Origin of the sequence: Lysobacter sp. 2RAF19 (assembly GCF_052115395.1) — a bacterium.
GTDB lineage: Bacteria > Pseudomonadota > Gammaproteobacteria > Xanthomonadales > Xanthomonadaceae > Noviluteimonas.
The window spans coordinates 579980-595318 of record NZ_JBFRGO010000002.1; the positions used below are offsets into that span (position 1 = coordinate 579980).

The window sequence follows — 15339 nt, forward strand, 5'->3', positions numbered from 1 at the left end:
CATTTGATCCGGATCAAATCGGCACAGGGCCGAGTCCGCGAGACTGCTCGCATCCATAGCGGGGCGCCCATGAACAACGACATGCAACCCACCGCCCCCCGCGCGGGGCAGGCTCCGCCATCGGCGGCCCGCGTCGTCTACAACGACAAGGTGGTCCTGCAGTTTTCGCTCGCCACCATCCTCTGGGGCATCGTGGGCATGGCCGTCGGGCTGTTCATCGCCGCGCAGCTGTATTGGCCCACGCTCGGCGAAGGCATCCCGTGGCTGTCCTATGGGCGGCTGCGCCCGCTGCACACCAACGCGGTGATCTTCGCCTTCGGCGGCAGCGCGTTGATGGCCACGTCCCTGCACGTGGTGCAACGCACCTGCGGCGTGCGCGTGATCTCCGACAAGCTGGCGAGCTTCGTGTTCTGGGGCTGGCAGGCGGTCATCGTCTCGGCCGCGATCACCTTGCCGATGGGCATCACCCAGGGCAAGGAATACGCCGAACTGGAATGGCCCATCGACCTGCTCATCGCCGTGGTGTGGATCGCCTACGCCGTGTTGTTCTTCGGCACGATCACCAAGCGGCAGGGCCGCCACATCTACGTGGCGAACTGGTTCTATGGCAGCTTCATCATCGCCATCGCGCTGCTGCACATCGTCAACAACATCGCGTTGCCGGCGAGCCTGACCAAGTCCTACATCGTCTACACCGGCGCGGTCGATGCGATGGTGCAGTGGTGGTACGGGCACAACGCGGTCGGTTTCTTCCTGACCGCCGGCTTCCTGGGGATGATGTACTACTACGTGCCCAAGCAGGCCGGGCGCCCGGTGTATTCCTACCGGTTGTCGATCGTGCACTTCTGGGCGCTGATCGCCGTGTACATGTGGGCCGGCCCGCACCACCTGCAATACACCGCGCTGCCCGACTGGGCGCAGTCGCTGGGCATGGTGTTCTCGCTGATCCTGCTCGCGCCCTCCTGGGGCGGTGCACTCAACGGGATCCTGACCCTGTCGGGCGTCTGGTACAAACTGCGCACCGATCCGATCCTCAAGTTCCTCATCGTGGCGATCAGCTTCTACATGATCGCGACCTTCGAGGGGCCGATGATGTCGATCAAGACGGTGAACTCGCTCTCGCATTACACCGACTGGACCATCGGCCACGTGCACGCCGGTGCGCTGGGCTGGGTGGCGATGATTTCCGTCGGCTCGATCTACGCGATGCTGCCGCGCCTGCTCGGCGCGCAGCAGATGTATTCGACCAAATGGATCGACGTGCATTTCTGGCTGCATACGCTCGGCGTGGTGTTCTACATCGCCGCGATGTGGATCGCCGGCGTGATGCAGGGCCTGATGTGGCGCGCCACCAACCCCGACGGGACGCTGACCTACAGCTTCGTCGAAGCCCTCAACGCGACCTACCCGTATTACCTGGTGCGCTTCGCAGGCGGCGCGGTCGTGCTCGCCGGGATGTTGCTGATGGCGCTGAACACCTGGAAGACCTGGGCCTCCGCGAAATCGCCCGCGGCCGACGCCGCGCTTGCCGCCCCCGCATCGAGCTGAGCACGACATGGCAACGCAACCCACGCCGAACAACCCGCACGAGAAGATCGAGAAGAACATCGGCCTGATGGCGGTGCTGATCGCCGTGGCCGTGTCCTTCGGCGGCCTGGCCGAGATCGTGCCGCTGATGTACCAGGCCGACGCCATCAAGCCCTTGCCCGGCGTGGTTCCCTGGCCTGCGCTGCAACTGGCCGGGCGCGACGTCTACGTGCGCGAGGGTTGCTACAACTGCCATTCGCAGATGGTGCGCACCCTGCGCTTCGAAACCGAACGCTACGGCCACTATTCGCTCGCCGGCGAATCGGTCTACGACCATCCCTTCCAGTGGGGCAGCAAGCGCACGGGGCCGGACCTGGCGCGCGTGGGCGGTCGCTATTCCGACGATTGGCATCGCGTGCACCTGATCGATCCGCGCGCGGTGGTGCCCGAGTCGAACATGCCGTCGTTCCCGTGGCTGGAGAACGCGCCGATCGACGGCAAGGACATCGCCGCGCACATGCGCACGCTGAAGGCGATCGGCGATCCGTACACCGATGCGCAAATCGCGCGCGCGCCGAGCGATGTCGCCGGCAAGACGGAACTGGATGCCGTCGTCGCGTATCTGCAGGCGCTCGGCAAACACGCGCCGAGGGGGAACTGACATGGTCGCCGGCATCGTGACTGCGGTGTTGTTGGCGGTGTTCGTCGCCGGATGGGCGTGGGCGTGGAGCCCGCGCCGTCGCGAAGCCTTCGACCGTGCAGCGCGCGTTCCACTGCGCGAGGACGTCGACGACGAAGGACAGGAGGGCACGCCATGATGACCCCGAGTTGGTCCTGGTACGTCATCGCGATCGTCGTGCTCAACATCGTCGGCTGCGGCTGGCTGTTGTGGTGGACGGCCAAGCGCCGCCCGGGCGATCCGAAACCGGAAGACACCAGCCACTACTGGGACGACGGCGCGATCACCGAGTACAACAAGCCGCTGCCCAAGTGGTGGATCAACCTGTTCTGGATCACGATCGCCTTCAGCGTCGGCTATCTGTTGTGGTTCCCCGGGCTCGGTGCGAACGCCGGCCACGGCAACTGGACTTCGCAAAAGGAACTGGCGATCGACCAGGCGGCCGCCAACGCGCGCCTGGAAGAAACCTTCGCGCCGTATCGCGGCAAATCCATCGACGTGCTCGCCGCCGATCCCGCTGCGCGACGGCTCGGTCGTTCGATCTTCAGCAACACCTGCGCAACCTGCCACGGTTCTTCGGCGCAGGGCGCCGTCGGTTATCCGAATCTCACCGACAACATCTGGCATTGGGGCGGAACGCCCGATCGCATTCTGCAAACCGTGCTCGATGGCCGCGAAGGCGTGATGCCCGAATGGGGCAAGGTGCTCACCGGCCTGGGCGGTCCGCACGCGGTGAGCGACGTCGTCGCGTACGTGCGCGCGCTGCCCGATCCGGCCACGCGCATGCAGAACAACTACGGCGCCGCGCAGGGCAAGGCCTTGTTCGAATCGGTGTGCTCGGGCTGCCATGGCATGAATGGCAAGGGCAAGACCGACATCGGCGCGCCGGACCTGACGGACAACTACTGGTTGTACGGCGACGACAGCGCGACCCTGCAGGCGACGATCGCGAACGGCCGCCACGGCAGCATGCCGGCCCATCGTGCATTGCTCGGGGAAACGCGTGCCCGCCTCGTGGCCGCGTACGTGTGGTCGTTGTCGCATCCCGAACCGGCGGCGGCCGTGGGCGCGCAGCAATGAACATCGCGGTGGATCAATCGCCTCGCCCCCTCGCGCAACGCATCGGCGCGATCGCCTGGCCCAGCTTCTTCGCCGCCGGCATCGCGACGATGGTGTTCTTCGCGTTCGTCGATCCGATGGCCTTGCGCGACATCACCTTCCCCGGCGTCGCGGTCGGCCGCGAGCTGGGTTACACGATCGGCTTCTTCCTGTTCTGGGCAGCCACCGCTTCCTCGAGCCTGTTTACCTGGTGGTTGTTGCGGCCCGGTCGCCGATTCAACCGCCCGCTGCCGGGGCGCTGAGCCATGGCCAAGTCGATCGACGCGGCACTCGTCGACGAGGCGGGGACGTTCTACGTCAGCGAGCGCAAGGTGTATCCGCGCGAAGTCTCCGGGCGTTTCGCGCGCCTGCGCATCCTCGCGGTGCTGTGGTTGCTCGGCATGTTCTACGGCTTTCCGTGGCTGCGCTGGGGCGGGCGGCAAGCGGTGTTGTTCGATCTGCCGGCGCGCAAGTTCCATGTGTTCGGATTGACGTTCTGGCCGCAGGACTTCCTGTTCCTCGCGCTGTTGCTGATCGTCGCGGCCATCGGCCTGTTCTTCTTCACCGCCATCGCCGGGCGCCTGTGGTGCGGCTACGCGTGTCCGCAAACGGTGTGGACCGAAGCTTTCCTGTGGATCGAACAACGCTTCGAAGGCGATCGCGGCGCGCGCATGAAACTCGATGCCGCGCCGATGTCGGCCAACAAGCTGCTGCGCAAGGGCGGCAAGCACGCAGCGTGGATCCTCTTCGCGCTGTGGACGGGCTTCACCTTCGTCGGATTCTTCACGCCGATCCGCGTCCTCGCCGCCAACGCGGTGCCATTCGCGTGGGGCGGATGGGAAACCTTCTGGGTGTTGTTCTATGCGTTCGCGACCTGGGGCAACGCGGGCTTCCTGCGCGAGCAGGTGTGCAAGTACATGTGCCCGTACGCGCGCTTCCAGAGCGCGATGTTCGACCGCGACACGCTGCTGATCGCCTACGACCCGATGCGGGGCGAACCCCGCGGACCGCGCCGGCGCGGCCTGGCCAGCGTGCTCGAGCGCGCGCGCGGCCTGTTGCCGCTGGAGCGCGCCACCGATTACGTGCGCCGCGCCGCGTTGTTCCCCACCGCGGCGACCGCCAGCCTGCACGCGGCCGGCACCATCACCTTCGACGCCGGTCCGGTCGAGCCCTTGCCGAAATTCGAAGCTGTCGAACTGGGCGATTGCATCGACTGCACGATGTGCGTGCAGGTCTGCCCGACCGGCATCGACATCCGCAACGGCCTGCAATACGAATGCATCGCGTGCGGCGCCTGCGTGGATGCGTGCGACCAGGTCATGGACAAGATGGGCTATCCGCACGGCCTGATCCGTTACACCACGCAGCACGCGGTGGACGGCAAGCCCACGCGGCTGCTGCGCACGCGCGTGTTCGTGTACGGCGGGATCCTGGCGGCGGTGTGCATCGCCTTCGTCGCGGGCATCGCGATGCGCGCCCCGTTCACGGCCGAGGCCTTGCGCGACCGCAACGCGCTGTACCGCACGACGGCCGACGGCATCGAGAACAGCTACACGCTGAAGATCGCGAACAAGCGCGACCAGCCGCGGCGCTTCGCGATCACGCTCTCCTCGGCGACGCGCGGACTGGCCTTGCGGCGCCCGCCCACCCTCACCATTCCCGCCGGCGAAGTCGCGTCCGTGCCGGTCACCGTGTATGCGCCCGAGCCCGTGTCGGGGCGGCGCGACGTGCATTTCGAAGTGTCCGCACTCGATGGCGATCCACGTACCACACAGACAGTAGCCAGCACGTTTTTCGGACCGGTTTCGCGATGAGACGTCCTCCGCCTTCCGCGTGGCGCCAGCCGCTGGTGTGGTTGGTGTTCTCGCTGCCGGCGATGTCGGTGGTGGCCGGTTTCGCACTGCTGTGGTTCGCCGAAGGACCGATCGACGCGGTCGCCGATCCGGTCCGGAGCACCGCGCAGGTGCAGGACGCCGACCTCACGCCCGACATCGAAGCGCGCCGCATGGGACTGACGGCACGTATCCACCGCGTCGGCCTGGTGCTCGACGTCGTGCCAGCGGGCGCGGGATTCGATCGGCAGACACCGCTGGAACTGGTCCTGCGCCACCCGGTGCTCGCATCGCTGGACCGGCGCATCACGCTCGCGCCCTCGGTGTCGGGTTGGAGCGGCCGCATCGGCGGGTTCGACGACGCGCACGACTGGGTGCTGGAACTGGCGCCGCCGGATCGTCGCTGGCGGCTGCGCGGCCGATGGCAGGCGCATGCGGCGCAGGCGGAGGTCGGCCCGGCCCTGGCCCACGCGCAATGAACGCGGTCGTTGTCGACGCCCTTCCTGCAAGCCTCGACACTGCCTGCTTCCACTGCCGCGAGCCGCTCCCGGCGCACGCACCGCGCGTGTCGCTCGACGGCACCGAGCGCGGCTTCTGCTGCGAGGGATGCGCCGCCGCCGCGCAATGGATCCGCGATGCGCGACTGGGCGACTACTACCGCCTGCGCAGCGAAGCGGCCAAACGCGTCGATGCGAACGACGAGGACCTGGCCTGCTGGGATCGCGAAGACCTGCTGGCCGGACACGCGCGCGCCATCCCGGGCGGCCGCGAACTGGTGTTGCTCACCGATGGCATGCGCTGCGCCGCATGCGCGTGGTTGATCGATCGCGCGCTGCGTCGCGAAGTCGGCGTCCTGGATGTCTCCGCCAATGCGGTGACCGGCCGCATCCGCATCGCGTGGGATCCTGCGCGCACGGCCTTGTCGACGCCCTTGCGTCGATTGCAATCGCTCGGCTATCGCCCGAGCCTGGCGACCGGCATCGACCGCGAACGCGCGCGCGTGGCCGAACGCAATCGCGCATTGCTGCGCCTGGGCGTCGCGGGCCTGGGTGCGGTGCAGGCGATGATGTTCACCGAAGCCTTGTACCTGGATACGGCCGGCGCGATGTCGCATCCGATGCGCGACTTCCTGCGGTGGGTCGCCTTCCTGATCGCAACGCCGGTCGTGTTCTGGTCGGGCTGGACCTTCCTGGCCGGATGCGCGCGCGAATTGCGCGGCCGACGCCTCGGCGCCGACACGCTGGTCGCGACCTCCGTGTTGCTCGCCTATTTCGCGAGCCTGTACGCGACGCTCGTCGGCGGGCCGCATGTCTGGTACGACGCGGCGGTGATGTTCGTCTTCCTGCTGCTGTCCGCTCGCATGTTGGAACAACGGGCGCGTGCACTGGCGAGCGCGCGCGTGGATGCGCTGGCGCGCGCGCGTCCGGCCTTCGCGGTGCGCGAACGCGACGGCCGCCGCGAAACCATTCCACTCCAGGCGCTGCAGCCGGGCGACATCGCGTGTGTCGCCGCCGGTGCGGGCGTGCCCGCCGATGGCGTGTTGCTCGACGCGCAGGCCTGGTTCGAGGAGTCGCTGTTGACCGGTGAATCGACGCCGGTGCGCAAACGCGAAGGCGATCCGGTGTTCGCGGGCACCGCCTGTCGCGAAGTGCCGGCGCGCCTGCGCGTGGCATCGACCGGTACGGCGACGCGCCTGTCGCAACTGGCGGCGCTGGTCGAGCGGGCGCAGGCGCATCGCCCGGCGATCGCGCGCACCGCCGATCGCGTGGCGATGGCGTTCGTCGTGGTGCTGCTCGCGATCGCGGTGGTGGTGTATGTCGCCTGGCGTGCGTATGCACCGGATCGTGCGTTGGATGTCGTGCTCGCCTTGCTGGTGATCAGTTGTCCGTGCGCCTTGTCGCTGGCGATTCCCGCGGCGCTGGCCGCGTCCAACGGCGCACTCGCGCGCATGGGGGTGTTGCCCGTCGGCGCCGATGCGCTCGATCGCCTCGCCCGCGTCACCGACGTGGTCTTCGACAAGACCGGAACGCTCGGCGATGCGGTGCCCGCATTGGCGAAGGTGGACACGTTCGACGGGATTCCACGCGCGCAGGCGCTGCGCATCGCAGCCGCGCTCGAGCGCGACAGCCAACATCCGCTGGCGTCGACCTTCGCGCCATATCGCGATGCAGACAGCGTCGTCGAAGCCACGCGCAGTGTCCCGGGGCAGGGGGTGCAAGGCGATGTCGACGGCATCGCATGGCGCCTGGGTCACGCGCCCTTCGCGACCGGCGGCCCCGATGACGGCGCGCTGTGGCTCGGCGATGGCGCGCGTGCCGTCGCGCGCTTCGAGGTCGGCGAACAGCCACGCACCGATGCCGCGCAAACCCTCGATGCCCTGCGCGCGCAGGGTCTGATTGTCCATTTGTGCAGCGGCGACGGACACGCGGCCGTGGCGCGATTCGCGCAGGCGCTGCCCTTCGACGATGCCCGCGCGCGCCAATCGCCGGAAGACAAGCTTGCGTGCGTCCGTGCATTGCAGGCGCGGGGACGCAGCGTCGCGATGGTCGGCGACGGTTTGAACGACGCGCCCGTGCTCGCAGGCGCCGACGTGTCGATCGCAGTGGCCGATGGCGCGGCCCTCGCGCAACGCGCGGCGGATCTGGTCCTCGCCACGCCCGCGCTGCATCGCATTCCCGATGCGATCGCGCTCGCGCGCGACACGCGCCGCGTGATCCGGCAAAACCTCGCGTGGGCGATCGGCTGGAACCTGGTCGCCTTGCCCATCGCTGCGCTCGGCCTGGTCACGCCATGGATCGCGGCGCTCGGCATGGCCCTGTCCTCGCTCACCGTCACGCTCAATGCGTTGCGCCTGGCGCGCGAACGCAAGGCGGTGCGCGCATGAACATCCTCCTGCTGCTGGTCCCGCTTGCGTTGATGCTGTTGGTGGTGGCGATCCTCGCCTTCGCCTGGGCCGTGCGCGGCGGGCAGTTCGAAGATCTCGAAACGCCGGCGCTCTCGATCCTCGCCGACGATGACGACGCGCCGCCGCCACCGCAGGACCCACGCGATGACGCTTGACTGGCTCGTGCTGGGCGGCGCCTTGCTCACCGGCTTGCTGGGCGGTGCGCATTGCGCGGTGATGTGCGGTGGCATCGCCACGGGACTGTCGGTCGGGCAGCGCACCGGATGGTGGATCGCCGCGCAACCCAATCTCGGGCGCATCGCGGGCTACACGATCGCCGGTGCGTTGGCGGGCGGTATCGGCCAGGCGGTGCTCGGCGTCGCGCGCTTGCCGTGGTTGATCGTGGCTTCGCGCGCGGCCGTGGGCATCGTGCTGGTCCTCGCCGCGTTGCGCTTGCTCGATCGCACCGGACGCTTTGCGTTCCTCTCGGTTCCGGGTGCAAGTCTCTGGCAACACCTGCGTCCCTTGCAGCGTCGCCTGTTGCCCGCCGACACCGCGGGCAAGCGCATCGGCCTGGGCGTGCTCTGGGGCTGGATGCCGTGCGGACTGAGCACGCAGTTGCTCGTCGCGGCGTGGTTGCAGGCGAGCGCGTGGCATGGCGCATTGACGATGCTCGCCTTCGGCCTCGCGACCTTGCCCGTCATGTTGCCGCTCACCTGGGCGGGCGCGCGATTCGGCCAACGCCTGCAACGCGGCGGTTGGCGCGTCGCATCGGCGATGGTCGTGTTGTTCGCCGGCTTGGCGACGCTGGCCGGCCCGTGGTTGGTGCAGGTGCCTGCATTGCACGGGGCGCTCGAAGCGCTCGGGTGCCGCAGCCTGGCGTGATCAGCCCAGTGCGCGCGTGCGCGGCTGCGTGGATTCGGGATGGTGCGCGAGGCGGTCGAGTTCGGCGCGGTCGAGGATTTCCACGCGACGTCCGTCGACCGCGATGACGCCGTCTTCCTGCAATCGCGTGAAGCCGCGGCTGACGGTTTCCAGTGCGAGCCCGAGGAAACGCGCGATGTCCTCGCGGCTCATGGGCAAGCGGAATTGCGCGTCGGACTGGCCGATGTGGCGGAACCGTTCGGCCATGCCATGCAGGAACAACGCAATGCGTTCGGAGGCCTGCCGGCGCGAAAGCATGTCGAGATGATCCTGGTCGCGACCCACGCTGCGCCCGATCACGCGCAGCAGTTGGTGCTGCAACCCCGGCACCTGCGCGGCGACCTCGGACAGTTGGTCGAAGGGCACTTCGCACACGTTCGCGGTGGTCAGCGCGATCGCATCGCAGCGATGGACATCGGCCCCGAGTGCGTCCAGGCCGATCAACTCGCCGGGCAGATGGAAGCCGACCACGCGCTCCTCGCCCTCTTCGCTGATCGCCACGGTCTTGAAGGCTCCATCGCGCGCCACGTAGACCGCCGCGAGCGCATCGCCCATGCGGAACAGGGATTCCCCGCGCGCGATGGGCCGACGACGGCGCACGATCGAATCCAGTTGCCGCAGGCCGTCCATGCCGATGCCCGCGGGGAGGCACAACTGCTGCAGCGAGCAGTGCGCGCAACCCTTGCGGAGCGTCTGGAGGTCGAGGACGGGCGTGGTCACGGAGGCATTGTAGCGGCCCGGGGTCCCGGGCCGCCGGATCGGTGGAACGCGCGAGGTCTCAGTGCGCGCGCAGATCGTCGGCGAAGCCGTGGTTCACGTCGCGGTGGCCGGCCTCGTCCGCGCGGACCGCCAGCACGACATCGCGCAGGCGCGCATCGTCGGCCAGTTGCCAATAGTCGCGTGCGATCTTCGGCGCGGGTACGTTCTCGACGCGGCCGGCGTCGATCTCCTGCAGGTATTGGCTGTAACTGACGACCGCCTGTTCCTCGAAGTAGCCGACCAGGCGATGCGCGGTGCGCGCGGACACCAGGTACAGCAACAGGAAGAAGGTGAAGAACGCCGCCTGTGCCACGAGCACGAGCGCGCGTTCGATCCGGTTCGGGCGCGCGATCTCGATGAAGGTCATCAAGTGCATGCGCTCGTTCTCGGCTTCTTCCATCAGCGCGCGGATCCAGCCGTGGTCGTGCCGCATCCAGCGCAGGCAGCGCAGGTGGATCAGCGCGGCGCCGACCAGGCCCGGCACGGCGGCGACGGTTTCCAGCACGATCGCGCGATTGCCGTAGCGTTTGGCGAAGAAGGTGTCGGCGAGGAACCGCAGGCCGCGCGTGATGCCGTAGGCCACGCGGTCGGAGAGGTCGCGGACCGGGGCGTGGACGGTGGTGTCGATGAGGGCGGGGGTGGCGACGACCGGGGTGATGAGCGTGGCGTTCATGGAGGGCCTCCGTTTTCTCTTCTCGTATCCGATGGCGTGATGCTGCGCCGCGCCATCACAAACCTCCTTGACCAGGATCAAGCGCGCCGCGACCACCCTGAAGCGTTCACCCGCATGGATTGATCCGGATCAATGCACCCGCGCCGCCGGGACGCAAGGATGGCCACACACCCCGAGGAGGCCTGACCATGCAGTACCTCGTTGCCGCGACCGGCGGCGCCGCCAGCGTCGAATCGATCGCCGATCGCCTGATCCACCTGGACCCCGCCGCCCTGGTCGACATCGACCCGACCGGTCGCCTGCGGATCGCCACCGTGTTGCCCGATGCCGAAGTGCTGCTCGCACTCGGATTGGCGGGCCTGTTCGTCGCCGCCGGCGACCTGGAACGGCAGCCGTCGGAGTGTTGCGGCGGCTGCGGCGGCTGAGCGAAACACCATGGACACCAAGCTCGCCTTCGATTCCGACCTGCTGCGGCGCCACGACCGCCCGGGCCCGCGCTACACCTCGTATCCGACCGCGCCGCAGTTCCACGCGGGCTTCGGCGAACGCGAGTTGCGCGAAGCGGCTGCCTCGAGCAACGGTGATCCGATCCCGCGCCGCCTGTCCCTGTACGTGCACGTCCCCTTCTGCGAAAGCCCGTGCTTCTATTGCGGCTGCAATCGCGTGATCACGCGCGACAAGGCGCGCGGCGATGCGTACCTGGCGCGGTTGTTCCGCGAGATCGACCTGGCATCGCAACTGTTCGACCGCGACCGCGAAGTGATCCAGGTGCACTTCGGCGGCGGCACGCCGAATTTCCTCTCGCCGATGCAGTTGCGCGAAACGCTGGACACCATCGCGCGCCACTTCCGCATCGCCGACGCGCACGACCGCGACATCTCCATCGAGCTCGATCCGCGCCACGTCGACGCGAGCGATATCGCGGCGCTGGCGCAATGCGGTTTCAACCGCGCCAGCCTGGGCGTGCAGGATTTCGACCACGACGTGCAAGTGGCGGTGAACCGGGTGCAGAGCATCGCGCAGACGCGCGCAGTGGTGGATGCGTGCCGCGCGCATGGCTTCCGATCGGTCAACATCGATCTCATCTACGGCCTGCCGAAACAGACCGTGGCCGGATTCGACCGTACGCTCGACACGGTGGCGGAAATGCGTCCGGACCGCGTCGCCATCTACGGTTACGCGCACCTTCCGACGCTGTTCAAGGCGCAGCGGCGGATCCTCGCCGAGGACCTGCCCGACGCCGAGCGCCGCCTGGAAATCCTGCAACACGCGATCGCCCGCCTCACGCGCGAAGGCTACGTCTACATCGGCATGGACCACTTCGCGCTGCCCGACGACGACCTGGCCACGGCGCAGGCGCGCGGTGGGCTGCATCGCAATTTCATGGGTTACACCACGCACGCCGACAGCGACCTGATCGGCGTGGGCGTCAGCGCGATCAGCCACGTCGGCCCGAGCTTCAGCCAGAGCGCGCGCGACCTGCCGACCTGGGAGGCGATGATCGACAGCGGCCGCCTGCCCGTGTTCCGCGGCATGCGCCTGACCGAAGACGACCAGCTGCGCGCCGACCTCATCCAACGCTTGATGTGCCAGGGGGAGGTGCCCATCGACGCCCTCGAACGTCGCTACGACATCGTTTTTTCGACGTATTTCGCCGAGGCGCTCGCGCGGCTCGCGCCGCTGGTGGCCGACGGGCTGGTGCGGATCGAGCCGCTGCGCATCGCGGTCACCGCGCGGGGGCGCCTGCTCCTGCGCAACATCGCGATGTGTTTCGACCGCTACCTCGACGCGCCCGGCGAGGTGGTGGCGCCCCGGTTCTCGCGCGCGATCTGATCGCGTACTACCATCGCACGCGATGCGGCCGATCGCCTTCCCGCGCCAGGATGCCCGCACGCTGTCGGACGACGGCGATGCGCTGCATTTCTGCTCGACCTGCGCGTTTTCGCAGGCGTGCATGGACCAGGGCATGGACAAGGCCGCGCTGGCCGACCTGCACGTGCTGGTCGAACACATCGGTCCCTTCGCCGCGGGCGACCACATCTTCCGCGAAGGCGACCCCTTCGATGCGATCGCCGCGGTGCGCGCCGGGACCGTCAAGACCTACATCGTCGACCGCGAAGGGCACGAGCATGTGCTGGGGTTCCATCTGCCCGGCGAAATCATCGGGCTGGATGCGATCGACGTCGAACACTATCCCTGCAACGCCGTCGCGCTCGACACGGTGATGTTGTGCCGCTTCTCGTTCCCGAAGATGGCGGTGCTCGCTGCGCGCCTGCCCGGATTGCAACGACAGCTGTTCCGCCTGCTCAGCCGCGACATCGGCCGCGCCGCGTTGTTGGCCGGCGATTGGTCGGCCGACCAACGCATGGCCGCGTTCCTGGTGGGCATGTCGCGGCGCCTGTCCGCGCGCGGGTTTTCGCCCAACCGCTTCCAACTGACGATGCCGCGCACGGACATCGCCAACTACCTGCGCCTGGCGCCCGAAACGGTGAGCCGCGTGTTGCGTCGCTTCCAGCAGGAGCACCTGGTGCGCGTGGAAGGGCGGGGCCTGGAAATCACCGACACCCAGGCCCTGCACGCGCTGGCCGCGCCCGTGCTGCGCGATTGACCTGAATCAAGGCGTCGCGCGCGCTCCGCGCGCAGCATCCCTCCCGAAGACACAGGGAGGAGCGCATGAACACCACACGCAGGCTTTGGCTCGGGCTGGCGGCGTTGCTGATCGCATCGTTCGCCGTGCTGCTCTGGGCCGGGGGCGAAATCTTTCGCGCCGCGCCACCGATTCCGGAGCGCGTCGTCTCCGAAACGGGGCAGTTGGTCTACACGCGCGCCGACATCGAGCGCGGACGCCAGGTCTGGCAATCGATGGGCGGCATGCAACTGGGCTCGATCTGGGGGCACGGTGCGTACGTCGCACCCGACTGGAGCGCCGACTGGCTGCATCGCGAAGCGGTCGCGGTGCTGGATGCGTGGGCGCGGCAGGAAGGCAGCCCGTCGTACGCGGCCTTGTCGAACGAACGCCAGGGCGCACTACGCGCGCGACTGCAGGGCATGTTGCGCACCAACGGTTACGACGCACGGACCGGCACGATCGTGTTGCCGCGCGATCGCGTCGTGGCGCTATCGAATGTCGCCGCGCATTACGAAAGCCTGTTCGGTAACGACCCGGCGACGGCAAGCCTGCGCGAAGCCTATGCGATGAAGGAATCCACGGTGCCGGACGCGACGCACCGTCGCGCGCTCACCGCCTTCTTCTGGTGGACCGCCTGGGCCGCGGGCACGCAACGGCCCGACGCCGAGGTCACCTACACCAACAACTGGCCGAGCGAACCGCTGATCGGGAATACGCCGCCGCCCTCGCTGTGGGCATGGTCGGTGTTCAGTGTGTTGTTCCTGATCGCCGGCATCGGCCTGCTCGGATGGCACCACGCGCGGACGCATGCGCGCGGTGAAGCACCGCATGCACTTCCGGCCAGCGATCCGATGGCCACGCTGCGCATCACGCCTTCGATGCGCGCGACCGCAAAATACTTCTGGGTCGTGCTCGCCCTGTTCCTTGTCCAGATCGGGCTGGGCGCGATGACCGCGCATTACCAGGTCGAAGGGCAGCACGCCTACGGCCTGGACCTCTCCGCGATCCTGCCGTACGCGATCACGCGCACCTGGCACACGCAGCTGGCCGTGCTGTGGATCGCCGTCGCATGGCTCGGCACCGGCTTGTACATCGCACCGGCGATGTCGGGGCACGAACCGAAGTACCAACGCCTGGGCGTCAACGTGCTCTGGGGGTGTTTGCTGGTCATCGTGGTCGGTTCGTTCGCGGGCCAGTGGCTGGCGGTGATGCAGAAGCTCGGACTCGAGCACAACTTCTGGTGGGGACACCAGGGGTGGGAATACGCGGACATGGGGCGCTTCTGGCAATGGTTCCTCTTCGCCGGCCTGCTGATCTGGCTCACGCTGGTCGGCCGCGCGTTGTGGCCCGTGCTGCGCGGGCCCGCGACGGAGACCAAGGGCATCATCGCGCTGTTGTTCCTGTCCACGGTCTGCATCGGCTTGTTCTTCGGCGCGGCGCTGATGTGGGGCGAGCACACGCACCTGTCGGAAGTGGAGTATTGGCGCTGGTGGCTCGTGCACCTGTGGGTGGAAGGCTTCTTCGAAGTCTTCGCCACCGCCGTGATGGCACTGATCTTCACGCGACTGGGATTGGTGCAGGCGAAGACGGCGACGACCGCGGTGCTGTTCGCGACGATCGTGTTCATGGCCGGCGGCGTGCTCGGCACCTTGCACCACCTGTACTTCGTCGGCACGCCGACCGCGGTGGTGGCGCTGGGCGCGAGCTTCAGCGCGCTGGAAGTCGTGCCGCTGGCGTACATCGGCTTCGAGGCCTACCACACCTACAAACTCGGCCACGCCACGCCCTGGATGGCGCGCTATCGCTGGCCGATCCTGTTCTTCGTCGCGGTCTCGTTCTGGAACCTGGTGGGCGCCGGCCTGTTCGGCTTCCTCATCAACCCGCCGGTGTCGCTGTACTACATGCAGGGCCTGAACCTCACGCCGCTGCATGGCCACACGGCATTGTTCGGCGTCTACGGGATGCTGGGCATCGCGCTGCTGCTGTTCTGCATGCGCGGCCTGCGCGGCCTGCGCGGGCAGATGCACTGGGACGTGCGCCCGCTGAAGGTGGCGTTCTGGTGCTTCAACATCGGGCTGTCGATGATGGCGCTGTTCACCCTGTTGCCGCTGGGCATCATGCAGTTGCTGGCGACGCTCCAGCACGGCTACGCGTATGCGCGCTCGGCCGAATTCATGCAGCGGCCGATCGTCGACCTGCTGGTGTGGATGCGGGTCCCCGGCGACACGGTGTTCAGCGTCGGCGCGCTCGCCTTGTGCTGGTTCGTGTTCCGCCTGTGGGTGCTGCCGCGTCGCGAGACCACGGGCGTTGCGATCGCCGACACGGAGCGCTGAG

Annotated in this window: 16 protein-coding genes; 14 read left to right on the top strand and 2 right to left on the bottom strand. The window is 68.0% G+C overall.

The window, feature by feature from the left end:
* Positions 1-81 precede the first annotated feature (81 nt).
* From ccoN to AB4059_RS09575, 10 genes are read left to right on the top strand one after another with little or no spacing between them, the layout of a single operon-like run.
* Positions 82-1548 carry a cytochrome-c oxidase, cbb3-type subunit I gene (gene ccoN / locus AB4059_RS09530; protein WP_498979052.1) on the top strand — a complete coding sequence of 489 codons (1467 nt, stop codon included), beginning with the start codon at positions 82-84 and terminating at the stop codon, positions 1546-1548.
* 7 nt (positions 1549-1555) lie between these two features.
* A complete protein-coding gene (gene ccoO, locus AB4059_RS09535) occupies positions 1556-2188 on the top strand; it encodes a cytochrome-c oxidase, cbb3-type subunit II (protein WP_498978674.1) in 633 nt (210 codons plus the stop codon).
* A gap of 1 nt (position 2189) precedes the next feature.
* Positions 2190-2345 carry a cbb3-type cytochrome oxidase subunit 3 gene (locus AB4059_RS09540; protein ID WP_498978675.1) on the top strand — a complete coding sequence of 52 codons (156 nt, stop codon included), beginning with the start codon at positions 2190-2192 and terminating at the stop codon, positions 2343-2345.
* Positions 2342-3286 (top strand): cytochrome-c oxidase, cbb3-type subunit III, encoded by a 945-nt coding sequence (gene ccoP / locus AB4059_RS09545; RefSeq protein ID WP_498978676.1) that lies wholly within the window; start codon positions 2342-2344, stop codon positions 3284-3286. Before AB4059_RS09540 ends, ccoP begins: the two co-directional genes overlap by 4 nt.
* Complete coding sequence (locus AB4059_RS09550; protein ID WP_498978677.1) at positions 3283-3567, top strand: hypothetical protein; 285 nt, start codon at positions 3283-3285, stop codon at positions 3565-3567. The genes ccoP and AB4059_RS09550 overlap by 4 nt, the downstream gene beginning before the upstream one ends.
* Before the next feature lie 3 nt (positions 3568-3570).
* Complete coding sequence (locus AB4059_RS09555; protein ID WP_498978678.1) at positions 3571-5118, top strand: 4Fe-4S dicluster domain-containing protein; 1548 nt, start codon at positions 3571-3573, stop codon at positions 5116-5118.
* The gene (locus AB4059_RS09560; RefSeq protein WP_498978679.1) at positions 5115-5615 is read left to right on the top strand and encodes a FixH family protein; all 501 of its coding nucleotides are present in this window, start codon (positions 5115-5117) and stop codon (positions 5613-5615) included. Before AB4059_RS09555 ends, AB4059_RS09560 begins: the two co-directional genes overlap by 4 nt.
* Positions 5612-8020, top strand: a complete 2409-nt coding sequence (locus AB4059_RS09565) for a heavy metal translocating P-type ATPase (RefSeq protein ID WP_498978680.1) — start codon at positions 5612-5614, stop codon at positions 8018-8020. The genes AB4059_RS09560 and AB4059_RS09565 overlap by 4 nt, the downstream gene beginning before the upstream one ends.
* Positions 8017-8196, top strand: coding sequence for a cbb3-type cytochrome oxidase assembly protein CcoS (gene ccoS / locus AB4059_RS09570; protein ID WP_498978681.1), 180 nt, complete (start codon positions 8017-8019; stop codon positions 8194-8196). The genes AB4059_RS09565 and ccoS overlap by 4 nt, the downstream gene beginning before the upstream one ends.
* Positions 8186-8905: a sulfite exporter TauE/SafE family protein gene (locus tag AB4059_RS09575; RefSeq protein WP_498978682.1), complete on the top strand. Its 720-nt coding sequence runs from the start codon at positions 8186-8188 to the stop codon at positions 8903-8905. Before ccoS ends, AB4059_RS09575 begins: the two co-directional genes overlap by 11 nt.
* On the opposite strand, the gene fnr is transcribed toward AB4059_RS09575, so the two are convergent.
* A complete protein-coding gene (fnr, locus tag AB4059_RS09580) occupies positions 8906-9664 on the bottom strand; it encodes a fumarate/nitrate reduction transcriptional regulator Fnr (RefSeq protein ID WP_498978683.1) in 759 nt (252 codons plus the stop codon). It abuts the gene before it with no gap.
* Positions 9665-9722: 58 nt separating this feature from the next.
* Positions 9723-10376, bottom strand: coding sequence for an alternative oxidase (locus AB4059_RS09585; RefSeq protein ID WP_498978684.1), 654 nt, complete (start codon positions 10374-10376; stop codon positions 9723-9725).
* Between the two features lie 188 nt (positions 10377-10564).
* Between AB4059_RS09585 and AB4059_RS09590 the strand changes: the two genes are divergently transcribed.
* The 4 genes from AB4059_RS09590 to AB4059_RS09605 all read left to right on the top strand — a co-directional run bounded on the left by AB4059_RS09590 (position 10565) and on the right by AB4059_RS09605 (position 15338).
* Entirely contained in the window at positions 10565-10801 is a 237-nt protein-coding gene (locus AB4059_RS09590; protein WP_498978685.1) for a hypothetical protein, read from the top strand.
* Positions 10802-10811: 10 nt separating this feature from the next.
* The gene (gene hemN / locus AB4059_RS09595) at positions 10812-12209 is read left to right on the top strand and encodes an oxygen-independent coproporphyrinogen III oxidase (protein WP_498978686.1); all 1398 of its coding nucleotides are present in this window, start codon (positions 10812-10814) and stop codon (positions 12207-12209) included.
* A 22-nt stretch (positions 12210-12231) separates the two neighbouring features.
* A complete protein-coding gene (locus AB4059_RS09600) occupies positions 12232-12984 on the top strand; it encodes a helix-turn-helix domain-containing protein (protein WP_498978687.1) in 753 nt (250 codons plus the stop codon).
* Between the two features lie 65 nt (positions 12985-13049).
* The gene (locus AB4059_RS09605) at positions 13050-15338 is read left to right on the top strand and encodes a nitric-oxide reductase large subunit (protein ID WP_498978688.1); all 2289 of its coding nucleotides are present in this window, start codon (positions 13050-13052) and stop codon (positions 15336-15338) included.
* Position 15339 lies beyond the last annotated feature (1 nt).